The sequence below is a fragment of the Streptomyces sp. BK79 genome (assembly GCF_044142145.1).
Lineage (GTDB): Bacteria > Actinomycetota > Actinomycetes > Streptomycetales > Streptomycetaceae > Streptomyces.
The window spans coordinates 165,580-187,963 of record NZ_JBHVOC010000002.1; the positions used below are offsets into that span (position 1 = coordinate 165,580).

Sequence of the window (22,384 nt, forward strand, 5' to 3'; positions counted from 1 at the left end):
TAACCTAAGTCGAAGCGAGGGCGCCCGCCCTCTCCCGTCCCTCTCGGACCGTCCCCACCGGAGGACCCCCACATGCGCTCGCACCTGCTCAACGACGCCACCGCGGAGCAGTACCGCCGCTCGGTGACCGAAGGAGTCGAGCGGGTGGCCGCCAGAATCGCCACCACCGACCGCCCGTTCACCGGCGTCACGGTCGACGCCCTCTCTCCCCGCATCGACGCGATCGACCTCGACCGGCCCCTGCACGACACGGCCGCGGTCCTCGACGAGCTGGAGGACGTCTACCTCCGCGACGCGGTCTACTTCCACCACCCCCGCTACCTCGCCCACCTCAACTGCCCGGTCGTCATCCCGGCCGTGCTCGGCGAGGCGGTGCTGTCCGCGGTCAACTCCTCCCTGGACACCTGGGACCAGTCGGCCGGCGGCACCCTGATCGAGCGGAAGCTGATCGACTGGACGACCGCCCGCATCGGTCTCGGCCCGGCGGCCGACGGCGTCTTCACCTCCGGCGGCACGCAGTCCAACCTCCAGGCGCTGCTGCTGGCCCGCGAGGAGGCCAAGAGCGACGACTTCACGAAACTGCGCGTGTTCGCCTCCAAGGTCAGCCACTTCAGCGTGAAGAAGTCGGCGAAACTGCTCGGCCTCGGCCCCGACGCCGTCGTGACCATCCCCGTCGACCACGACAAGCGGATGCAGACCGTCGCCCTCGCCCGCGAACTGGAGCGCTGCGCGGCTGACGGCCTGGTCCCCATGGCCGTCGTCGCCACCGGCGGCACCACCGACTTCGGCTCCATCGACCCACTGCCGGAGATCGCCGGGCTGTGCGAGCAGTACGGCGTGTGGATGCACGTGGACGCGGCCTACGGCTGCGGACTGCTCGCCTCCCTGAAGTACCGGGACCGCATCGCCGGCATCGAGCGCGCCGACTCGGTCACCGTGGACTACCACAAGTCCTTCTTCCAGCCGGTGAGTTCGTCCGCCGTGCTGGTGCGGGACGCGGCCACGCTGCGCCACGCCACCTACCACGCGGAGTACCTCAACCCGCGCCGCATGGTGCAGGAACGTATCCCCAATCAGGTGGACAAGTCCCTCCAGACCACCCGCCGCTTCGACGCGCTCAAGCTGTGGATGACGCTGCGCGTGATGGGCGCCGACGGCATCGGGCAGCTGTTCGACGAGGTGTGCGACCTGGCCGCCGAGGGCTGGCAGCTGCTCGCCGCCGACCCGCGCTACGACGTGGTCGTCCGGCCGAGCCTGTCCACGCTGGTCTTCCGCTACATCCCGGCGGCCGTCACCGACCCCGCCGAGATCGACCGCGCCAACCTGTACGCCCGCAAGGCCCTGTTCGCCTCCGGCGACGCCGTGGTCGCGGGCACCAAGGTGGCCGGCCGCCACTACCTGAAGTTCACCCTGCTCAACCCCGAGACGACCACGGCCGACATCGCCGCCGTCCTCGACCTGATCGCCGGCCACGCCGAGCAGTACCTGGGAGAGTCCCTTGACCGCGCTTCCTGAGTCCACCACGACGTACGACTTCGTCGGGATCGGCCTCGGCCCCTTCAACCTCGGCCTCGCCTGCCTCACCGAGCCCATCGCCGAGCTGAACGGCGTCTTCCTGGAGTCCAAGCCGGACTTCGAGTGGCACGCCGGCATGTTCCTGGAGGGCGCCCACCTCCAGACCCCGTTCATGTCGGACCTGGTCACCCTCGCCGACCCGACCTCCCCGTACTCCTTCCTCAACTACCTGAAGGAGAAGGGCCGGCTCTACTCGTTCTACATCCGGGAGAACTTCTACCCGCTGCGCGTCGAGTACGACGACTACTGCCGCTGGGCCGCGAACAAACTGAGCAGCGTCCGCTTCTCCACCACGGTCACCGAGGTGACGTACGACGAGCGCGAGGAGCTGTACGCCGTCGCCACGACCGGCGGCGACACCTACCGCGCCCGCCGTCTGGTCCTCGGCACCGGCACCCCGCCGCACATCCCGGACGCCTGCCGGGGCCTGTCCGGCGACTTCCTCCACAACTCGCGCTACGTGCAGCGGCGGGCGGAGCTGGTGAAGAAGGAGTCGATCACGCTGGTCGGCAGCGGCCAGTCCGCCGCCGAGATCTACTACGACCTGCTCGGCGAGATCGACGTCCACGGCTACCAGCTCAACTGGGTGACCCGCTCGCCGCGCTTCTTCCCCCTCGAGTACACCAAGCTCACGCTGGAGATGACCTCACCGGAGTACGTGGACTACTACCACGCGCTGCCCGAGGACACCCGCTACCGGCTCACGGCCGAGCAGAAGGGCCTGTTCAAGGGCATCGACGGCGATCTGATCAACGAGATCTTCGACCTGCTCTACCAGAAGAGACTCGGCGGCCCCGTCCCCACCCGCCTGCTCACCAACTCGGCCCTGACCGACGCCCGGTACGCGGACGGCACGTACACCCTCGGCTTCCGGCAGGAGGAGCGGGGCACGGACTTCGAGATCGAGACCCAGGGGCTGATCCTGGCCACCGGCTACCGGTACGCCGAGCCGGAGTTCCTCAAGCCCGTCCGGGAGCGGCTGCGCTACGACTCCCGGGGCAACCTCGACGTGGCCCGCAACTACGCCGTCGACGTCACGGGAAGCGGCGTGTTCCTGCAGAACGCGGGTGTCCACACGCACAGCATCACCAGCCCCGATCTGGGCATGGGTGCCTATCGCAACAGCTACATCATCCGAGAGCTGCTCGGCACCGAGTACTACCCGGTCGAGAAGTCGATCGCGTTCCAGGAGTTCAGCGTATGACCACCCCCACCACGGCCGCCGGGCTCGGCGCCCTGACCATCCGCCCCCTCGACCCCCTGAAGGACGCCGGCCTGCTGCACGACTGGGTCACGCACCCCAAGTCCGCGTTCTGGATGATGCAGGACGCCACGCTCGTGGACGTCGAGCGGGCGTACATGGAGATAGCCGCCGACGAGCACCACCACGCCTACCTCGGCCTGCACGACGGCGTCCCCGCCTTCCTGATGGAGAAGTACGACCCGGTCCACCGCGAGCTGACCGGCCTGTACGAACCCGAGCCGGGCGACGTCGGCATGCACTTCCTGGTCGCCCCCACCGATCGGCCCGTGCACGGCTTCACCCGCGCCGTGATCACCGCCGTCATGGCCGAGCTGTTCGCCGACCCGGCGACCGCCCGTGTCGTCGTCGAGCCCGACATCGACAACAAGGCCGTCCACGCCCTGAACGCGGCCGTCGGCTTCGTGCCCGAGCGCGAGATCCAGAAGCCGGAGAAGAAGGCGCTGCTGAGCTTCTGCACCCGCGAGCAGTTCGAGAAGGCGGTGTCCGCATGAGCCTCGCCGACGCCGTCGCCCACCTCTCCCCCGAGCGCTGGGAGCAGGCCAACCGCCTCCTGGTCCGCAAGGCCCTGGCCGAGTTCACCCACGAGCGGCTGCTCACACCGGAACGGTCCACGGGTGACACGGGTGACACGTACGTCGTCCGCTCCGACGACGGCACCACCGAGTACCGCTTCACCGCCACCGTCCGCGCCCTGGACCACTGGCAGGTGGACGCCGCCTCGATCACCCGCCACCGCGACGGCACCGAGCTGCCGCTCGCCGCGCTGGACTTCTTCGTCGAGCTGAAGGAGTCGCTGGGCCTGAGCGACGCGATCCTGCCGGTCTACCTGGAGGAGGTCTCCTCCACCCTCTCCGGCACCTGCTACAAGCTCACCAAGCCGAAGCTCACCTCCGCCGAACTGGCCCGGAGCGACTTCCAGGCCGTCGAGACCGGCATGACCGAGGGCCACCCCTGCTTCGTCGCCAACAACGGACGGCTCGGCTTCGGCATCCACGAGTACCTGTCGTACGCCCCCGAGACCGCGAGCCCCGTCCGGCTGGTGTGGCTGGCCGCGCACCGCTCCCGGGCGGCGTTCACGGCGGGCGTGGGCATCGAGTACGAGTCCTTCGTGCGCGACGAGCTGGGCGAGGCGACCGTCGACCGCTTCCACGGCGTCCTGCGCGAACGGGGCCTGGACCCGGCCGACTACCTGTTCATCCCGGTCCACCCCTGGCAGTGGTGGAACAAGCTCACCGTCACCTTCGCCGCCGAGGTCGCCCGCGGGCACCTGGTCTGCCTCGGCGAGGGCGACGACGAGTACCTGGCCCAGCAGTCCATCCGCACCTTCTTCAACACCTCGCACCCCGAGAAGCACTACGTGAAGACGGCCCTGTCCGTCCTCAACATGGGCTTCATGCGCGGCCTGTCGGCGGCGTACATGGAGGCGACCCCCGCCATCAACGACTGGCTGGCGCAGCTCATCGAGAGCGACCCGGTGCTGAAGTCGACGGGGCTGAGCATCATCCGGGAGCGGGCCGCCGTCGGCTACCGGCACCTGGAGTACGAGCAGGCCACCGACCGCTACTCGCCGTACCGCAAGATGCTGGCGGCGCTGTGGCGCGAGAGCCCGGTGCCGTCCCTGAGGGACGGCGAGACGCTCGCCACCATGGCCTCCCTCGTCCACGTCGACCACCAGGGCGCCTCCTTCGCGGGCGCGCTGATCGAGCGGTCGGGACTCGCGCCCACCGAGTGGCTGCGGCACTACCTGCGGGCGTACTTCGTCCCGCTGCTGCACAGCTTCTACGCCTACGACCTGGTCTACATGCCGCACGGCGAGAACGTGATCCTGGTCCTGGAGGACGGGGTGGTGCGGCGCGCGGTCTACAAGGACATCGCCGAGGAGATCGCGGTGATGGACCCGGACGCGGTGCTGCCGCCGGAGGTCTCCCGGATCGCGGTCGAGGTGCCCGAGGACAAGAAGCTGCTGTCGATCTTCACGGACGTCTTCGACTGCTTCTTCCGCTTCCTCGCCGCGAACCTCGCCGAGGAGGGGATCGTGACGGAGGACGACTTCTGGCGCACGGTCGCCGAGGTCACCCGGGAGTACCAGGAGTCGGTGCCGGAACTGGCGGACAAGTTCGACCGGTACGACATGTTCGCGCCCGAGTTCTCCCTGTCCTGCCTCAACCGGCTCCAGCTGCGCAACAACGAGCAGATGGTGGACCTCGCGGACCCGTCCGGCGCGCTCCAGCTCGTCGGCACCCTGAAGAACCCGATCGCGGGCCGCTAGCGACGGCCCCGCACAGACGGGCGGGCACCCCGGAGACGGTCCTCCGGGGTGCCCGTCGGGCGTCGCGGGTCAGCCCGTGGGCCAGGGCACCTGCGGCGAGCGGTAGTAGTCGATGCCCAGCGCCTCCCAGCGCGGGGCCTGCGCGGCGAGCCGCACCTTGTACGTGTCCCAGTCGTGGGTCTTCGCCGGGGACCAGCCCAGCTCGGCGACGCCCGGCAGCCTCGGGAAGGCCATGAAGTCGAGCTGGTCGGGGGTCTCCAGAGTCTCCGTCCACATCGGCGCCTCGACGCCCCGGACCGCGGCGGCCGGCGCGCCCGGCAGGTAGGCGGCCGGGTCCCAGTCGTAGGACCGCCGCACCTCCACGTAGCCCGCCCAGGACAGACCCAGCGGGGTGTCCTTGGTGTACTTCATGTCCAGGTACGTCCGGTCGGCCGGGGAGAGGATCAGCCCGGCCCCGTTCTGGGCGGCCTTGGCGACCTGGGCCTTCTCCGCGTCGCCGGTGCGGTCCAGGCCCCAGTACTGGAGGAGCGCGCCCTCGGCGGGCGTGGCGCCGGCCAGCTGGTGCCAGCCGACGACCGTCTTGCCGTACTTCGCGACGATGGGCTGCACGCGGTCCATGAAGGTCACGAAGTCCTCGTGCGGGGTGGAGTGCGCCTCGTCGCCGCCGATGTGGAGGTAGCGGCCCGGGGTGAGCGCGGCGATCTCGCGCACGACGTCGTCGACGAAGTCGTAGGTGATCTCCTTGCCGACGCACAGCGAGCTGAAGCCGACCTTGATGCCGGTGTAGAGCGGGGGCGCCACGCCGTCGCAGTTCAGCTCGGCGTAGGAGGCGAGGGCCGCGTTGGTGTGGCCCGGCATGTCGATCTCGGGGACGACCTCCAGGTGGCGGGAGGCGGCGTAGCGGAGGATCTCCTTGTAGTCGTCCTTGGTGTAGAAGCCGCCGGGGCCGCCGCCGACCTCGGTGGAGCCGCCGTAGCTGGCCAGGCGCGGCCAGGAGTCGATGGCGATGCGCCAGCCCTGGTCGTCGCTGAGGTGCAGGTGGAGCTTGTTGTACTTGTAGAGGGCGATCCGGTCGATGTAGCGCTTGACCTCGTCGACGGTGAAGAAGTGCCGGGAGACGTCCAGCATGGCGGCGCGCCAGCCGTAGCGCGGGGTGTCCTCGATGGTGCCGCCCGCGACCAGCCAGGGACCGGGCTGCACGGAGTCCTTCTCGACGGCGGCGGGCAGGAGCTGACGGAGGGTCTGGACGCCGTGGAAGAGGCCGGCCGCCTCGCGCGCGGTGATGGTGACGCCGTCGCGGCCGCTGTCGAGGCGGTAGCCCTCGTCGCCGTAGGGGCCCTGGGCCAGGCGGAGCCGTATGCCGCCGTTCCCCTGGGAGGTGACGGGGAGTCGGTAGCCGGTGGCGGGCCGCAGGAGGTCCGCGAGGTAGTCGCCGACGCGGCGGGCCTCGCGCGAGTCGCCGACGCGGATGTGCGTGCCGCGGGTGATGCGGTAGGGCGCGCCGCCCGGGTCGACCGAGGCGGGGGCCGGGATCACCTGGTCCAGGGGGGTCGTCGTCGCCGTCGTCCGGCCTGGTGCCGCGCCGGTGGTCATGGCGCCGATCGCCGCCACCAGCAGCAGCGATCCCAGAATCCGGGTCAGCCGGGGAGTCGTTCTGTGGTGCCGTCGAACAGGTCTCACGTGCGCTCCCTTCACCTTGGTGCTCACCATGGGCGTTGACCACTCTCCCTCACAACCGCCGTGCGCAGAAGCGGTGGAACAATCCCCGCATGGCGGAAATCATCCAGAAGGACGGAACGTGGGTCTTCGACGGCGACACCCTGCGGCTGACTCCCGGACGGGACAAGAACGTCGGTCTGCTCCGCCGGGAGCTGGGTGAACTGCTCGTCCCGCTGGCCGCGTTGGCGGGCATATCGTTCGAGCAGGGCAAGAAGTCGGGGCGGCTGCGGCTGCGCCTGCGCGACGGCGCCGATCCTCTGCTGCACGTGGCCGCCGGCCGGCTGACCGAGCCGCACGACCCGTACCAGCTGACCGTGGAGCCCGACCGGTACGGCGTCGCCGAGTATCTGGTGGACGAGGTGCGCAACGCCTTGCTGCTGGACCAGGTTCCCTCCGGCCCGGTGGACGCCTACCTGCTGCCCGGGCCCTCGGTGCCGCTCTCGGTGTCCGCCGGGGACGGCGTGGCGAGCTTCGACGGGGAGCGGGTGCGGCTGGAGTGGAAGTGGAACACGGAGGAGGCCAAGTCGGCCGCCGGCACGCGCACCCTCCCCCTGTCGGACATCGTCGCGGTGAAGTGGCAGCCGTCGGTCGGCCTGGAGAACGGGCACCTCCGTTTCACCGTGCGCGGCGCGTCGACCAAGGCGCCGCCCAAGTACGACCCCAACGCGGTGGAGCTGTGGGGCTTCAAGAAGGACCCGCTGATGGCCCTGGTGGCCGCGGCCGTGCAGGCCCGCCTGCCGCACCCGGCCGCCCATGCGGCCCTGGCGGACGCGAGGCCGGCCGAGGGCGCGCCGCCCGCCGCCGCCCCGGCCGCCGCCGAGGACGATCACGACGCGCTGCTGCGGCGGCTGCGGGAGCTGGGCGAACTGCACCGCTCCGGGGTGCTGACGGACGAGGAGTTCGCCCTGGCCAAGCAGGCGGTGCTGAAGCGCATGTAGGGGCCGCCGCGAGAGCCCTGCCCGAAATCGGGCAGGATTCTTGCGAATCCCTCACCCGTACTCCAGGATCTACCGGGTGCACGACGAACTCGTTGATCATCTGACGCGCTCCACCCCCCTGAGCCGGGGCGAAGCGCTGCGTGTGGTCCAGGACGTGCTCGCCTACTTCGACGAGACGACCGAGGAATTCGTCCGTCGCCGCCACCGCGAGCTCCAGGCCCAGGGCCTGGTCAACGCGACGATCTTCGAACGGATCGCGGCGGAACTGAAATACCGGGCGGTCGCACCGCCGGAGCTGTCGCTCCGCCAGCTGCGCCGCATCGTCTACGGCTGAGAAGCCGAAGAGGGACAGGTTTACGTATACATGTGCGGAATCGTCGGATACATCGGCAAGCGTGACGTCGCTCCCCTCCTCCTGGAGGGCCTCCAGCGCCTGGAGTACCGCGGCTACGACTCGGCGGGCATCGTCGTCACGTCCCCGAAGGCGGCCGGCCTGAAGATGGTCAAGGCCAAGGGCCGGGTCCGCGACCTGGAGGCCAAGGTCCCGGCACGCTTCAAGGGCACCACCGGCATCGCCCACACCCGCTGGGCCACCCACGGCGCCCCGTCCGACGTGAACGCCCACCCGCACATGTCGGCCGACAACAAGGTCGCCGTCGTCCACAACGGCATCATCGACAACGCCTCCGACCTGCGCCGCAAACTGCAGGCGGACGGCGTCGAGTTCCTCTCCGAGACCGACACCGAGGTCCTCGTCCACCTCATCGCCCGCTCCGAGGCCGAGAAGCTGGAGGACAAGGTCCGCGAGACCCTCCGGGTCATCGAGGGCACGTACGGCATCGCGGTGATGCACGCCGACTTCCCCGAGCGCATCGTCGTCGCCCGCAACGGCTCCCCGGTCGTCCTCGGCATCGGCGAGAAGGAGATGTTCGTCGCCTCGGACATCGCCGCGCTGGTCGCCCACACCCGGCAGATAGTCACCCTCGACGACGGCGAGATGGCCACCCTCAAGGCGGACGACTTCCGCACGTACACCACCGAGGGCACCCGCACCACCGCCGAGCCCACCACCGTGGAGTGGGAGGCCGCCTCCTACGACATGGGCGGCCACGACACCTACATGCACAAGGAGATCCACGAGCAGGCCGAGGCCGTGGACCGCGTCCTGCGCGGCCGGATCGACGACCGCTTCTCCACCGTGCACCTCGGCGGCCTCAACCTGGACGCCCGCGACGCGCGCGCCGTGCGCCGCGTGAAGATCCTCGGCTGCGGCACCTCGTACCACGCCGGCCAGATCGGCGCCCAGATGATCGAGGAGCTGGCCCGCATCCCCGCGGACGCCGAGCCCGCCTCCGAGTTCCGCTACCGCAACGCGGTCGTCGACCCCGACACCCTGTACATCGCCGTCTCCCAGTCCGGTGAGACGTACGACGTGCTGGCCGCCGTGCAGGAGCTGAAGCGCAAGGGCGCCCGCGTCCTCGGCATCGTCAACGTGGTCGGCTCGGCGATCGCCCGCGAGGCCGACGGCGGCATGTACGTGCACGCCGGGCCCGAGGTGTGCGTCGTCTCCACCAAGTGCTTCACCAACACCTGCGTCGCCTTCGCGCTGCTCGCCCTGCACCTGGGCCGCACCCGCGACCTGTCGGTGCGCGACGGCAAGCGGATCATCGAGGGCCTGCGCAAGCTGCCCGCGCAGATCGAGGAGATGCTGAAGCAGGAGGAGGACGTCAAGAAGCTGGCCGCGCAGTACGCCGACGCCCGCTCGATGCTCTTCATCGGCCGCGTCCGGGGCTACCCGGTCGCCCGTGAGGCCTCCCTGAAGCTCAAGGAGGTCTCCTACATCCACGCCGAGGCGTACCCGGCCTCCGAGTTGAAGCACGGCCCGCTCGCCCTGATCGAGCCGGCCCTGCCGACGGTCGCGATCGTGCCGGACGACGACCTGCTGGAGAAGAACCGCGCGGCGATGGAGGAGATCAAGGCCCGCAGCGGCCAGATCCTCGCCGTCGCCCACCAGGAGCAGGAGAAGGCCGACCACACCATCGTCGTCCCGAAGAACGAGGACGAGCTGGACCCGATCCTGATGGGCATCCCGCTCCAGCTCCTCGCCTACCACACGGCCCTGGCCCTCGGCCGGGACATCGACAAGCCCCGCAACCTCGCCAAGTCGGTGACGGTGGAGTAGGGCGACCGATCAACCGGACGGCCCCCCACATGTGCCACCAACACGTGGGGGGCCGTCCGCGGCGCGTCGCGAGACACCCGTGTGCCGGTGCGCCAGAACCGCCGTCGCCGCGTACCGGGCGACCGCGAGCAGCAGGACCGCCTCAGGCCGCCGAGGCGGCTACGGGATGACCACCACGGGCCGCTGCGCCCGCTTGGCGAGCCGGCCGGCGACCGAGCCGAACAGGCGCCCCACCAGACCGTGGCTGGAGCCGACGACGATGGCGTCCGCCTCGTACTCCCGCCCCACCTCTTCGAGTTCGTGGCAGATGTCGCCGCCGCGCTCGACCAGGATCCAGGGCACCTCGGCGAGATAGTCCGCGCACGCCAGCTCCAGCCCCAGCACCTCGGTGCGGTGGTCCGGCACGTCGACGAAGACGGGGGGCTCGCAGCCGGCCCACACCGTGGTGGGCAGCCGGTTGGCGACGTGCACGATCACCAGGCCCGAAGCGAGCCGGCGAGCCATGCCGATGGCGTACGCGAGGGCACGCTCACTTGATGTGGAGCCGTCGAAGCCGACGACGACACCGTGCTTGAAGGCTGGGTCGCACGACTGGCGTGGCTCTCCGGCCGCCAGGGGCTCGGCCGCCGTAGGTTCGGCGACGGGCCGCTTGCGGTCCGCGGGTTCGAAGAATTCGTGACCGGCCATGGCTGTCTCGGCGTTTTTATCCTCTATGGGGGACAACAGTGGGCGGCGGAGCTTCTGTGTGTCCGGGAATGGTCTTCCCAACCCCATACCCCCAAGGGTACGGCGCCACGCCTCCTTCGCCCGGATCCCGCGTACGGTCCGCCGCGGGTTCCCCGGAGCATGCCCGAGGGGGCGCCCGTAACGCAATGGTTGCTGCGCTGTACAGGCGGTTTGCGCGGGATTCAACTGTCCGTGACCGGTCGTGACCGCCCGGCCCCCCGGGCGTTGATCCCCTTGCCGCCGGCCCCAGGGAGCACGCATGTCCGGACCCCGCCAGCCCGCCGCCCCGCCCCGGGACGGTGTGACCGACCTCGTCCGCTGGGCGGCCTTCAGCTGCTTCCTGGTCCCGGTCGTCCTCCTGTGGTGCGGCACCTCGCTCGCCGGCGCCGCCGGCACCGCCCTCGGTCTGGCCGCGGTCACCGGCGCGTGCCGTGTGCTGCTGCGCCGCTCCGAGCGCCTCGCCGCCCGGCCGCCCGGCGCGGATCCCGGGCCGCGGCCCGGCCGCCGGCACCGGGCCGGTCCCCCGGCGGGCAGGGGCGCCCATAGGGGTGGACGTCACACAGCGGAAAACACACCGGTCGACTGACCGGTTTCCGCGCACGCGTGCGCCTCTTTTCAGCCAACTTCCCAGGGTGGCTCATCCCCGGCCCCCACCACCCCCCATCCCCCGTTCCACCTGCACGGACAGGGCATCGGGGACCCCGCGCACCCTACGTGGATTGGCCACCCCGACAAGGCGCACTTCCCTGCGGCGCCCCAGAGTGCAACGCTTCGTGATCGACTGCTTCACGCCAAGTTGCCATGTCGACAATGTCCCAAGTGCCGAACCGGCCACTGTGGCGCGACGGGACACAGTAGATTCGATCTTGACTGTCTACGGCGGGGGACTCGTGCAGGACCGAGGGGAAACGTGTTGGAGCGACAGACCCGAAGGGATCAGGGCGCCGCGACCACAAAGGGGGGCTTAGCAGGATGAGCCACGACTCCACCGCCGCGCCGGAAGCCGCGGCCCGGAAGCTCTCCGGGCGACGCCGCAAGGAGATCGTCGCGGTGCTGCTGTTCAGCGGCGGCCCCATCTTCGAGAGTTCCATACCGCTGTCGGTGTTCGGGATCGACCGCCAGGACGCCGGCGTGCCGCGTTACCGACTGCTGGTGTGCGCCGGCGAGGAGGGCCCGCTGCGGACCACGGGGGGCCTCGAACTCACCGCGCCCCAGGGGCTGGAGGCGATCTCCCGGGCCGGGACGGTCGTCGTGCCGGCCTGGCGGTCGATCACCTCGCCGCCGCCCGATGACGCGCTCGACGCGCTGCGCCGGGCGCACGAGGAGGGTGCCCGCATCGTCGGCCTGTGCACCGGCGCCTTCGTCCTGGCCGCGGCGGGCCTGCTCGACGGCCGCCCCGCGACCACCCACTGGATGTACGCGCCGACGCTGGCCAAGCGCTACCCGTCGGTGCACGTCGATCCGCGCGAGCTGTTCGTGGACGACGGCGACGTGCTCACGTCGGCGGGCACGGCGGCCGGCATCGACCTGTGTCTGCACATCGTGCGCACGGACCACGGCAACGAGGCGGCCGGCGCGCTGGCCCGCCGCCTGGTGGTCCCGCCGCGCCGCTCGGGCGGCCAGGAGCGCTACCTCGACAGGTCTTTACCGGAGGAGATCGGCGCCGACCCGCTGGCCGAGGTCGTCGCCTGGGCGCTGGAGCACCTCCACGAGCAGTTCGACGTGGAGACGCTGGCGGCACGGGCGTACATGAGCCGCCGCACCTTCGACCGCCGGTTCCGTTCGCTGACGGGCAGCGCGCCGCTGCAGTGGCTGATCACCCAGCGGGTGCTCCAGGCGCAGCGGCTGCTGGAGACGTCCGACTACTCGGTGGACGAGGTCGCGGGCCGCTGCGGCTTCCGCTCGCCGGTGGCCCTGCGCGGGCACTTCCGCCGCCAGCTCGGCTCGTCCCCGGCGGCCTACCGGGCCGCGTACCGGGCCCGCCGCCCCCAGGGCGACCGGCAGGCGGACCCGGACGCCGGCCTGGCGGGGCCGGCCCGCTCCCCCGCCGCCCCGGAGCCGGCCGCCGTGTCACCGGACGGCGCGGTGCCGTTCCAGACCCGCCGCACGGCCGCCCCGATGCCGGCGGCGGCCGGGAGCCTGCCGGGGCAGCGCAGCGCGCCGTGAACCCGCGAAACGCCGGACGGGCATCTCAGCCCGTCCGGCGTGGAGGCCCACACCGACGCCGGGGGACCGGACCGCCGACGTCGGCCGTAGGGTGTCCGCATGAACGATCGCATGGTGTGGATCGACTGCGAGATGACCGGCCTCTCGCTGTCCGACGACGCGCTCATCGAGGTGGCCGCCCTCGTCACCGACTCCGAGCTGAACATCCTCGGTGACGGTGTCGACATCGTCGTACGCCCGCCCGCGCGGGCCCTGGAGACGATGCCGGAGGTGGTGCGTCAGATGCACACCGCGTCCGGCCTGCTCGCGGAGCTCGACGGCGGCACGACGCTGGCGGACGCCGAGGCGCGGGTGCTGGCGTACGTGAAGGAGCACGTCAAGGAGCCCGGCAAGGCCCCGCTGTGCGGGAACTCCGTGGGCACCGACCGCGGCTTCCTGCTGCGGGACATGCCCACGCTGGAGGACTACCTCCACTACCGGATCGTCGACGTCTCCTCGATCAAGGAGCTGGCCCGCCGCTGGTACCCGCGGGCCTACTTCAACAGTCCCGAGAAGAACGGCAACCACCGCGCGCTCGCCGACATCCGCGAGTCGATCGCCGAGCTGCGCTACTACCGGGAAGCCGTCTTCGTCCCGCAGCCGGGCCCCGACTCCGAGACCGCGAAGGCGATCGCCGCCAAGCACGTCCTGCCCGCCCAGTAGCGGCGCCGGCCCGCCGGGGAGCGGCGTCGCGAAACGCGTGCGCGAGCACCCCTTCGGACCCTGTACACTTTTTCTCAGCCGGTCGGGGAACCCCGCCACGCGGGATTCGACAACCGGCCTTGGTGGGTGTAGCTCAGCTGGTAGAGCACCTGGTTGTGGTCCAGGATGCCGCGGGTTCAAGTCCCGTCACTCACCCTGATCCGTCAGCCGGTGACCTTCAAGAGAAGGTCACCGGCTGACGGCGTTCCGGGGCGGTGTGCCGTGCCCGGTGGGGCCGGGCGGCCCGGATCACGCGCGCCCGGGCCGCCGTCCCGTCACGAGGACGCCCGCTCCACCAGTTCCGTCGCCAGGACCACCTGATGCCGCTCCAGCCCCCGTGAGGCCGCCGGACGGCGGTCCGCGATCTCGGCCAGCAGCAGGTCGATCATCGCGCGCCCCATCTCCTCGATGGGCTGCCGCACACTGGTCAGCGGCGGATCCATGTGCCGGGCTATGGCCGAGTCGTCGTAGCCGACCAGCGCCACGTCGTCCGGGATGCGCCGGCCCGCCTCCCGCAGGGCCTGCCGCGCGCCGGCCGCCGTGACGTCCGAGCCGGCGAAGACCGCGTCCACGTCGGGGCGGCGGCGCAGCAGCTCCACCATCGCGCGGTGCCCGCCCTCCTCGCTGAAGTCCCCCGCCTCGATCAACCGCTCGTCCGGCGCGTGCCCCGCGTCGCGCAGGGCCTCGCGGTAGCCGTCGACGCGCCGCTGGGCGCCGTACACGTCGAGGCGGCCGGTGATGTGGGCGATGCTGCGGCGTCCGCGGGAGAGCAGGTGCTCGACGGCCGAGCGGGCGCCGCCGTAGTTGTCGGAGTCCACGGACGCCAGCGACTCCGCGGCCGAGCGCGGGCCGCTGATCACCGCGGGGATCTCCAGCTGTGCCAGCAGGTCGGGCAGCGGGTCGTCGGCGTGCACCGAGACCAGCAGGACGCCGTCCACCCGGTGGGCGGCCAGGTACTGGGCGAGCCGCCGCCGCTCCCGGTCGCTGCCCGCGAAGATCAGCAGCAACTGCATCTCGGTGTCGGAGAGCGCGGAGCCGACGCCCTTCAGCATGTCCGAGAAGTACGGTTCCGCGAAGAACCGGGTCTCCGGCTCGGGCACCACCAGGGCGATGGCGTCCGTGCGGTTGGCGGCCAGCGCGCGGGCCGCCGTGTTCGGGACGTAACCGAGTTCCGCGACCGCCGCCTCGACGGCCGCCCGGGTCGCGTCGCTCACCCGGGGCGAGCCGTTGATCACCCGGGAGACCGTGCCGCGGCCGACGCCCGCCCGGACCGCCACCTCTTCGAGGGTGGGCCGGCCACCGCTCCGCCCCCGCGCTCCGTGGCCTGCCATCGGCTCCGCCTCCCGTCGACACCCCGCACTCTGCGGCTGGCCTGGAATTTAACAGGCCGGTCGGGTGTAATGACCGGCTCCGGGTCCGCCACCCCTCGCGCGGAGGTCTCCGCACGCCGTCCGTAGCGTCCAGTTAACAGGCCGATAACTGAACGCACTTCGTCGCGTCCGCTCCCTTGACACCCCCGCCCGGACCGACGACTCTTCAACACATCACTTGTGGGAGCGCTCCCACACTACCTGGCACTTACACATCCCGCACGTTCCCCGCCCGAGCCGCAGCGTCGAACGAACCACATGAAGCAGCGGGTCCAACCATGTAGTTGGCCGGGGGGTCGGCACGTCAGGGCAACAGGAGGACGCAATGCGAGCAGCACGTACACGATCCGCCCGCAGAGCGGTGGTCATCGCGGCCGTCGCGTCGCTGGGCGCCGGGCTGCTGGCCGGCTGTGCCGACGACGGCAACGACGAGGACAGCACGTCGTCGGGCGACAGCAGCGGCAAGACCACCATCACCCTCGGCCTGTTCGGCACCATGGGCTTCAAGGAGGCGGGCCTCTACGAGGAGTACGAGAAGCTCAACCCCGACATCAACATCGAGGAGACCGTCACCGAGCGGAACGAGAACTACTACCCCGCTCTGGTCAACCACCTCACCACGAACAGCGGCCTCCAGGACGTCCAGGCGATCGAGGTCGGCAACATCGCCGAGGTCGTCGAGACCCAGGCGGACAAGTTCGTGGACATGGCCAAGGTCGAGGGCGTACAGCCCAGCAGCTGGCTGGACTGGAAGTGGAAGCAGGGCGTCACCAAGGACGGCCAGGCGGTCGGCCTCGGCACCGACATCGGCCCGATGGCCATCTGCTACCGCAAGGACCTCTTCGAGAAGGCGGGCCTGCCCACCGACCGCGACGAGGTCGGCGCGCTGTGGGCCGGCGACTGGAAGAAGTTCGTCGAGGCCGGCGAGAAGTACAAGAAGGGTGCCGGCAAGGACACCTACTTCATGGACTCCCCCGGCGGCCTGATCAACGCCATCCTCAGCAGTGAGGAGGAGAAGTTCTACGACGCCTCCGGCAAGGTCGTCTACAAGACCAACCCCGCCGTCAAGGACGCCTTCGACCTGACCGCGGAGGCCGCCGAGAAGGGCCTCGTCCAGGCGCAGACCCAGTTCCAGCCCGCCTGGGAACAGACCATCTCCAACAACCTCTTCGCCACCGTCGCCTGCCCGCCGTGGATGATCGGCACCATCAAGGGCAAGTCGCAGCCCGACGCGGCCGGCAAGTGGGACGTGGCCGCGGCGCCGAAGTCCGGCAACTGGGGCGGCTCCTTCCTGGGCGTGCCCAAGAGCGGCAAGAACGTCGAGGAGGCGCAGAAGTTCGTCGCCTGGCTGACCGCGCCGGAGCAGCAGGCCAAGCTGTTCGCCGTGCAGGGCAGCTTCCCGAGCGCCCCGGCCGCGTACAAGCTGCCGCAGGTCACGGGCGCGAAGAACGAGATGACCGGTGACTCGCCGATCGGCTCCATCTTCGCCAAGGCCGCCGAGTCCATCCCGGCCCAGGTGATCGGCCCGAAGGACCAGATCATCCAGCAGGGTCTGACGGACAACGGCGTCATCCTCGTCACCCAGGGCAAGTCGCCCGAGGAGGCCTGGGAGAACGCCACCAAGACCATCGACAACAACCTGGAGAAGTGACCGGAATGACCACCCGGCACGACACCGCCGCGCCCCCCGCGAAGGGGGGCGCGGCCCCGGGCGGCCCGCCCTCCGGGGCATCCGCCCAGGTGGAGCGCAAGCGGGCCAGGCTGTCCCGCCGCTGGCAGCGGGACCTGCGCTGGAGCCCGTACGCGTTCGTCTCCCCCTTCTTCCTGCTCTTCGCCGCGTTCGGCCTGTTCCCGCTGATCTACACCGGCTGGGCCTCGCTGCACACGGTGGAGCTGACCGCGCCCACCGACATGCAGTGGGCGGGCCTGGACAACTTCACCCGCATCTTCGACGACGAGTTCTTCTGGAACGCCGCGAAGAACACGCTGACCATCGGGATCATCTCGACGGTGCCGCAGCTGATGATGGCGATGGGCCTGGCGCACATCCTCAACTACAAGCTGCGCGGCTCCACCTTCTACCGCGTCGTGATGCTCGCGCCGTACGCGACGTCGATCGCCGCCGCCTCGCTGGTCTTCGTGCTGCTCTTCGGCCGCGACTACGGCATGATCAACTGGGCCATGGACCTGGTCGGCCTGGACAAGATCGACTGGCAGAACGACAAGTGGCCGTCCCAGATCGCCGTCTCGTCCATCGTCATCTGGCGCTGGACCGGCTACAACGCGCTGATCTACCTGGCGGCGATGCAGGCGATCCCGCAGGACCTGTACGAGTCGGCGGCGCTGGACGGTGCCAGCCGGTGGCGGCAGTTCATCCACGTCACGCTGCCCCAGCTGCGCCCCACGATCCTGTTCACGGTCGTCGTGTCGACCATCGGCGCCTCGCAGCTGTTCGGTGAGCCCCTGCTGTTCGACGCCAACAAGGGCGCGTCGGGCGGCTCCCAGCACCAGTTCCAGACGCTCGGCCTCTACCTGTACGAGCAGGGCTGGGTCAACCAGCACCTGGGCCGCGCCTCGGCGATCGCCTGGACGATGTTCCTGATCCTCATCGTGATCGGGATCGTCAACTACGTCATCTCGCGCCGGCTGCGCGCCAGTAGTTAAGGAGAACCGGCCGTGACGACGACCCTGACGAAACCCCCGGCGGACCCGGTGCCCGAGCCGCCCCGGCGGGGCCCGCGGTCCAAGGCCGCCCGGGCCGGCGGGCAGCTGCACGCCGGTCCGATCGCGTACATCATCCTCGTGCTGTTCACCATCGGGTCGCTGTTCCCGCTGGTGTGGACGGCGATCGCCGCCTCCCGCGACAACCAGCGGCTGGCCCAGACGCCGCCGCCGTTCTGGTTCGGCGGCAACCTCTTCGACAAGATCGAGATCGCCTGGTCCGACGCCAACATGGGCGAGGCGATCCTCAACACCACGATCGTCGCGGGGATCTCGGCGGTCACCGTCGTCTTCCTGTCGACGATCGCCGGCTTCGCCTTCGCCAAGCTGAAGTTCCGGGGCCGCAACGCGCTGATGCTGATCGTGGTCGGCACGATGATGATCCCGCCGCAGCTGAGCATCATCCCGCTGTACATGATGGTGGCCAAGCTGGACTGGACCGACCAGCTCCAGGCGGTGATCTTCCCGTCGCTGGTCAGCGCGTTCGGTGTGTTCTTCATGCGGCAGTACCTGCTCCAGGCGCTGCCGGACGAGATCATCGAGGCGGCGCGCGTGGACGGTGCCAGCAGTTGGCGCGTGGTGTGGCACGTGGTGTTCCCGGCCGCGCGGCCCGCGATGGCCGTGCTGGGCATGCTGATCTTCGTGCAGGTGTGGAACGACTTCCTGTGGCCGTTCCTGGTGCTCACCCAGAACGGCAACCCGACCGTGCAGGTGGCGGTGGCGGGCCTCGGTCGCGGCTTCACCCCGGACCAGGCCCTGATCATGGGCGGCGCGCTGCTCGGCACCCTGCCCCTGCTGCTGGTCTTCGCGATCTTCGGCAAGCAGATCGTGGGCGGCATCATGCAGGGCGCCGTCAAGGGCTGACCTCTCCATCGGGGGCCGGGTCACCGCCGCCCCGGCCCCGCCTTCCCCCCTCGTCATCACTACGCGTCGGTCTTTCCCGACCCGCTATGGGAGCGCTTCCATGCTTGAGTCCGCAACGCCGGTGACGCCGGTGACCTTCCCCCCCGCCTTCCTGTGGGGCGCCGCGACCTCGGCGTACCAGATCGAGGGCGCGGTGCGAGAGGACGGCCGTACCCCCTCGATCTGGGACACCTTCAGCCATACGCCGGGGAAGACGGCCGGCGGCGACCACGGCGACATCGCTGTCGACCACTACCACCGCTACCGCGACGACGTGGCGCTGATGAAGGAGCTGGGGCTGGGCGCCTACCGCTTCTCCGTCTCCTGGCCCCGGGTGCAGCCGACCGGCCGGGGCCCCGCCGTCCAGCGCGGCCTGGACTTCTACCGCCGTCTGGTCGACGAGCTGCTGGCCGCCGGGATCAAGCCGGCCGTCACCCTCTACCACTGGGACCTGCCGCAGGAGCTGGAGGACGCGGGCGGCTGGCCCGAGCGGGACACCGCGTACCGGTTCGCCGAGTACGCCCAGATCGTCGGCGAGGCGCTCGGCGACCGCGTGGAGCAGTGGATCACGCTGAACGAGCCGTGGTGCGCGGCGTTCCTGGGCTACGCCTCCGGAGTGCACGCTCCCGGCCGGACCGACCCGGCGGCCTCGCTGCGCGCCGCGCACCACCTGAACCTGGCGCACGGCCTGGGCACGGTGGCGCTGCGTTCGGTGATGCCGGCCCGCAACTCGGTGGCGATCAGCCTCAACACCTCCGTCGTGCGTCCGCTGTCGCAGAACCCGGCGGACCTGGCCGCGGCGCAGAAGATCGACGACCTGTCCGGCGGCGTCTTCCACGGCCCGATCCTGCACGGCGCCTACCCGCGAACACTGCTGGAGGCGACGGCGCCGGTCACCGACTGGTCGTACGTCGAGGACGGCGACCTGGGCCTGATCCGCCAGCCGCTGGACGCGGTCTGCCTCAACTACTACACGCCCACCGTGGTGTCGGCGGCCGACGCGGACTCGCGCGCCCCGCGCGCCGACGGCCACGGCGAGAGCGACCACTCGCCGTGGCCGGCCGCCGAGGACGTGGCGTTCCACCAGCCGCCGGGCGAGCGTACGGAGATGGGCTGGACCGTCGACCCGACCGGCCTGCACGAGCTGATCATGCGCTACCACCGTGAGGCCCCCGGACTGCCGCTGTACATCAGCGAGAACGGCGCCGCCTACGACGACAAGCCCGGCGCGGACGGCACGGTGCACGACCCGGAGCGGGTCGCCTACCTGGACGGCCACCTGCGGGCGGTCCGCCGGGCCATCGCCGACGGCGCCGACGTCCGCGGCTACTACCTGTGGTCCCTGCTGGACAACTTCGAGTGGGCCTACGGCTACGAGAAGCGGTTCGGCGCGGTGTACGTCGACTACGCGTCCCAGCAGCGCACCCCGAAGTCCAGCGCCCTGTGGTACGGGCGCGCGGCCCGCACCGGGACGCTGCCGCCGGTGGATTCGGCGGAGTAGGCGGCCGGCCGCCCTGCCCGGGCGAGCGAGGCGGGGCGCCGGTACGGGGGCGAGGAGGGGGGCGCGGCATGCCACGGGGGGTGCCGCGCCCCTCCTGCGTGCGCGGTCAGGGGAGGGACCGGGACCGGTTGAAGCCGGCGACCAGCCGGGGGCCGCGGCGGCGCCGGACGGTCCCCCGGTGCCCGCGCCGCGCGGGCGCCGCCCGCCCGTCGAGCTGGATCCAGATCCGCACCTCGGTGCCGCCGAGCACGGAGGCACCGATGCGTACGTCCCCGCCGGTCGACTCCGCCAGCCGGCGCACGATGTCCAGGCCGAGCCCGGTCGACCCGTCGCTGCCCGAGCCCCGGCCGCGGGCCATCGCCGCCTGGGGGTCGGGGATGCCGGGGCCGGCGTCGGACACGAGGACGATCACCGCGTCCTCGCCGTTGTGCAGGTCGACGGCGAAGGCGGTGCCCTCGGCGGTGTGCCGGAAGACGTTGCCGAGCAGGGCGTCCAGGGACGCGGCGAGGTCGGCGCGGGCCACGGGTATGCGCACCGGGCGGTCGGCGCCGGCCACCCGCCACTTGCGGCCCTCGTCCTCGGCGAGCGCGGACCAGAACGCCATGCGCTCCCGGACCACCTCGGCCGCGTCGCACCCGGCGCCGGGAGGGGCCGCGGCGGTCTGCGGCTTGGCGTCCCGGGCGGTACGGATGATGGTGTCGACCTCGCGCTCCAGCTGCTCCACGGCGGCCCGGGTCTGCTCGGCCGCCGGTCCGTCCCCGAGCGAGGCCGCGTTGAGCCGCAGCACGGTCAGCGGGGTGCGCAGGCGGTGGGACAGGTCCGCGGCCAGTTCCCGTTCGTTGGCCAGGAGTTGGACCACCTGGTCCGCCATCGAGTTGAACGCGGCCGCCGCGAGGCGCAGTTCGTTCGGCCCCTCCTCCGGCACCCGCGCGCCGAGCTTCCCCTCCCCCAGCTCGTGCGCGCCGTCGGCCAGGCGCCGGGCCGGCTGCACCATCCGCAGGCCCAGCCGGTCGGCGACGGCGACCGAGCCGACGATCAGTGCGGCGCCGACCGCGGCGAGCACCGCCCAGGCCGTGCCGACGCCGTTGGTGACCTCGGACTCGGGGACGTACACCTCGACGACCGCGATCTCGCCGGAGCTGAGCGCGACGGGCTGGAGCAGCGTGGAGCCGCCGCGCACCTCTGTGGTGGAGGCGCGGCCCATCTCCCGTACGGCGGCGATGTCCTCGTCGGTGGCTCGCTGCCGGCCGAGGTCGGTCGCATCGCCCTCCCCACCGGACGCCGGTATGTGCACGGCCATCGCGGTGTCCGAGCCGGCGGAGGCGACGACGCGTTCCAGCTGCTCGCGGTCGGTGGTGATGGACAGCGCCGGGGCGACGGCCGCCGCCTCCCGCTCGGCGTTGGAGAAGGCGCGGTCCCGGGCCATCTCCCGGATGACCAGCCCGAGCGGCACCGCGAAGGCGACCACGACCATCGCGGTCACCGCGAGCGACACCTTGACCAGGGCCCACCTCATCGCGGCGGCTCCGCTCCGGGAAGACCGGCGGACGGCCCGGCGGACGGCTGCGTGGGTGGCCCGGCGGGCGGTTCCGTGGGCGGTTCGAGCTTCACGCCGACTCCGCGCAGGGTGTGCAGATAGCGCGGCCGGGCCGCGGTCTCGCCGAGCTTGCGCCGCAGCCAGGACAGGTGGACGTCGATGGTCTGGTCGTCGCCGTAGGACTGCTGCCAGACCTCGGCGAGCAGCTCCTTGCGGGGGACGACGACGCCCGGACGGCCGGCCAGGAAGGCGAGCAGGTCGAACTCACGGCGGGTCAGGTCGAGCCGGTTACCGTCCAGTTCGGCCTGCCGGCGCAGCGGGTCGACGGTGAGGCCGCCGACCCGGATGACGGTGGACGGCGCCGCCTCGGCGGGCCCGGACCGGGCGCGGCGCAGGACGGCCGCCATCCGGGCCGACAGGTGCTCGACGGAGAACGGCTTGGTGAGGTAGTCGTCGGCGCCCGCGTTCAACAGCCGTACGACCTCCGCCTCGTCGTCCCGGGCGGTGGCGACGATCACCGGTACGTCGGTGATGCCGCGCAGCATCTTCAGGGCCTCGGAACCGTCCAGGTCGGGCAGTCCGAGGTCCAGGATCACCACGTCGAAACGGAAATGGGCGACCTCGCGCAGCGCCTCCAGCGCCGTACCCACACTGCGCACGGTGTGCGCGGCGTCGGTCAGGTGCCGGATGAGCGCCGAGCGTACGAACTGGTCGTCCTCGACCACGAGCACACTTGCCATGGGCGGCACCGTACGCCATGCGCCGGAAAGCG

At 71.1% G+C, this 22,384-nt stretch carries 19 protein-coding genes and 1 tRNA gene; 15 read left to right on the forward strand and 5 right to left on the reverse strand.

Features of this window, described 5'->3' with window-relative positions; translation table 11 throughout:
* The first annotated feature begins 72 nt into the window (after positions 1-72).
* Genes desA through ACFIF2_RS02790 form a run of 4 tightly spaced genes read left to right on the forward strand, consistent with a single transcriptional unit; the run spans position 73 to position 5,108 of the window.
* The gene (desA, locus tag ACFIF2_RS02775) at positions 73-1,515 is read left to right on the forward strand and encodes a lysine decarboxylase DesA (RefSeq protein ID WP_395570828.1); all 1,443 of its coding nucleotides are present in this window, start codon (positions 73-75) and stop codon (positions 1,513-1,515) included.
* Positions 1,499-2,779, forward strand: coding sequence for a lysine N(6)-hydroxylase/L-ornithine N(5)-oxygenase family protein (locus tag ACFIF2_RS02780; protein ID WP_395570829.1), 1,281 nt, complete (start codon positions 1,499-1,501; stop codon positions 2,777-2,779). The genes desA and ACFIF2_RS02780 overlap by 17 nt, the downstream gene beginning before the upstream one ends.
* The gene (locus ACFIF2_RS02785) at positions 2,776-3,330 is read left to right on the forward strand and encodes a GNAT family N-acetyltransferase (protein ID WP_395570830.1); all 555 of its coding nucleotides are present in this window, start codon (positions 2,776-2,778) and stop codon (positions 3,328-3,330) included. The genes ACFIF2_RS02780 and ACFIF2_RS02785 overlap by 4 nt, the downstream gene beginning before the upstream one ends.
* A complete protein-coding gene (locus ACFIF2_RS02790) occupies positions 3,327-5,108 on the forward strand; it encodes an IucA/IucC family protein (protein WP_395570831.1) in 1,782 nt (593 codons plus the stop codon). Before ACFIF2_RS02785 ends, ACFIF2_RS02790 begins: the two co-directional genes overlap by 4 nt.
* A gap of 69 nt (positions 5,109-5,177) precedes the next feature.
* Here the strand turns inward: ACFIF2_RS02790 and ACFIF2_RS02795 are convergent, their stop codons facing one another.
* On the reverse strand, positions 5,178-6,788 hold the full coding sequence (locus tag ACFIF2_RS02795; protein ID WP_395570832.1) for a beta-N-acetylhexosaminidase: 1,611 nt from the start codon (positions 6,786-6,788) through the stop codon (positions 5,178-5,180).
* An 89-nt stretch (positions 6,789-6,877) separates the two neighbouring features.
* On the opposite strand from ACFIF2_RS02795, the gene ACFIF2_RS02800 reads away from it, so the two are divergent.
* From ACFIF2_RS02800 to glmS, 3 genes are all read left to right on the forward strand, one after another.
* Complete coding sequence (locus ACFIF2_RS02800) at positions 6,878-7,765, forward strand: DUF4429 domain-containing protein (protein ID WP_395570833.1); 888 nt, start codon at positions 6,878-6,880, stop codon at positions 7,763-7,765.
* Between the two features lie 76 nt (positions 7,766-7,841).
* Positions 7,842-8,099, forward strand: a complete 258-nt coding sequence (locus tag ACFIF2_RS02805; RefSeq protein ID WP_395570834.1) for a hypothetical protein — start codon at positions 7,842-7,844, stop codon at positions 8,097-8,099.
* 30 nt (positions 8,100-8,129) lie between these two features.
* Positions 8,130-9,947 (forward strand): glutamine--fructose-6-phosphate transaminase (isomerizing), encoded by a 1,818-nt coding sequence (glmS, locus tag ACFIF2_RS02810; protein ID WP_395570835.1) that lies wholly within the window; start codon positions 8,130-8,132, stop codon positions 9,945-9,947.
* A gap of 159 nt (positions 9,948-10,106) precedes the next feature.
* On the opposite strand, the gene ACFIF2_RS02815 is transcribed toward glmS, so the two are convergent.
* Entirely contained in the window at positions 10,107-10,634 is a 528-nt protein-coding gene (locus tag ACFIF2_RS02815) for a universal stress protein (RefSeq protein ID WP_395570836.1), read from the reverse strand.
* Positions 10,635-10,932: 298 nt separating this feature from the next.
* On the opposite strand from ACFIF2_RS02815, the gene ACFIF2_RS02820 reads away from it, so the two are divergent.
* From ACFIF2_RS02820 to ACFIF2_RS02835, 4 genes are all read left to right on the forward strand, one after another.
* Positions 10,933-11,259 (forward strand): hypothetical protein, encoded by a 327-nt coding sequence (locus ACFIF2_RS02820; protein ID WP_395570837.1) that lies wholly within the window; start codon positions 10,933-10,935, stop codon positions 11,257-11,259.
* 386 nt (positions 11,260-11,645) lie between these two features.
* Positions 11,646-12,839, forward strand: coding sequence for a helix-turn-helix domain-containing protein (locus tag ACFIF2_RS02825; RefSeq protein ID WP_395570838.1), 1,194 nt, complete (start codon positions 11,646-11,648; stop codon positions 12,837-12,839).
* Positions 12,840-12,938: 99 nt separating this feature from the next.
* Positions 12,939-13,541 (forward strand): oligoribonuclease, encoded by a 603-nt coding sequence (gene orn, locus ACFIF2_RS02830; protein ID WP_395570839.1) that lies wholly within the window; start codon positions 12,939-12,941, stop codon positions 13,539-13,541.
* 122 nt (positions 13,542-13,663) lie between these two features.
* Positions 13,664-13,736, forward strand: a tRNA-His gene (locus ACFIF2_RS02835).
* A gap of 119 nt (positions 13,737-13,855) precedes the next feature.
* On the opposite strand, the gene ACFIF2_RS02840 is transcribed toward ACFIF2_RS02835, so the two are convergent.
* The gene (locus ACFIF2_RS02840) at positions 13,856-14,911 is read right to left on the reverse strand and encodes a LacI family DNA-binding transcriptional regulator (RefSeq protein ID WP_395570840.1); all 1,056 of its coding nucleotides are present in this window, start codon (positions 14,909-14,911) and stop codon (positions 13,856-13,858) included.
* 364 nt (positions 14,912-15,275) lie between these two features.
* Here ACFIF2_RS02840 and ACFIF2_RS02845 point away from each other — a divergent pair, with 364 nt between their 5' ends.
* The 4 genes from ACFIF2_RS02845 to ACFIF2_RS02860 all read left to right on the forward strand — a co-directional run bounded on the left by ACFIF2_RS02845 (position 15,276) and on the right by ACFIF2_RS02860 (position 20,075).
* The gene (locus tag ACFIF2_RS02845) at positions 15,276-16,601 is read left to right on the forward strand and encodes an extracellular solute-binding protein (RefSeq protein ID WP_395570841.1); all 1,326 of its coding nucleotides are present in this window, start codon (positions 15,276-15,278) and stop codon (positions 16,599-16,601) included.
* Positions 16,602-16,606: 5 nt separating this feature from the next.
* Positions 16,607-17,614, forward strand: coding sequence for a carbohydrate ABC transporter permease (locus ACFIF2_RS02850; protein WP_395571039.1), 1,008 nt, complete (start codon positions 16,607-16,609; stop codon positions 17,612-17,614).
* 12 nt (positions 17,615-17,626) lie between these two features.
* Complete coding sequence (locus tag ACFIF2_RS02855; protein ID WP_395570842.1) at positions 17,627-18,535, forward strand: carbohydrate ABC transporter permease; 909 nt, start codon at positions 17,627-17,629, stop codon at positions 18,533-18,535.
* Between the two features lie 100 nt (positions 18,536-18,635).
* Positions 18,636-20,075 carry a GH1 family beta-glucosidase gene (locus ACFIF2_RS02860; RefSeq protein WP_395570843.1) on the forward strand — a complete coding sequence of 480 codons (1,440 nt, stop codon included), beginning with the start codon at positions 18,636-18,638 and terminating at the stop codon, positions 20,073-20,075.
* 106 nt (positions 20,076-20,181) lie between these two features.
* Here ACFIF2_RS02860 and ACFIF2_RS02865 read toward each other — a convergent pair whose 3' ends face one another.
* Positions 20,182-21,591 (reverse strand): sensor histidine kinase, encoded by a 1,410-nt coding sequence (locus ACFIF2_RS02865; protein WP_395570844.1) that lies wholly within the window; start codon positions 21,589-21,591, stop codon positions 20,182-20,184.
* Positions 21,588-22,352: a response regulator transcription factor gene (locus ACFIF2_RS02870; RefSeq protein WP_395570845.1), complete on the reverse strand. Its 765-nt coding sequence runs from the start codon at positions 22,350-22,352 to the stop codon at positions 21,588-21,590. The genes ACFIF2_RS02865 and ACFIF2_RS02870 overlap by 4 nt, the downstream gene beginning before the upstream one ends.
* Positions 22,353-22,384: the final 32 nt, after the last annotated feature.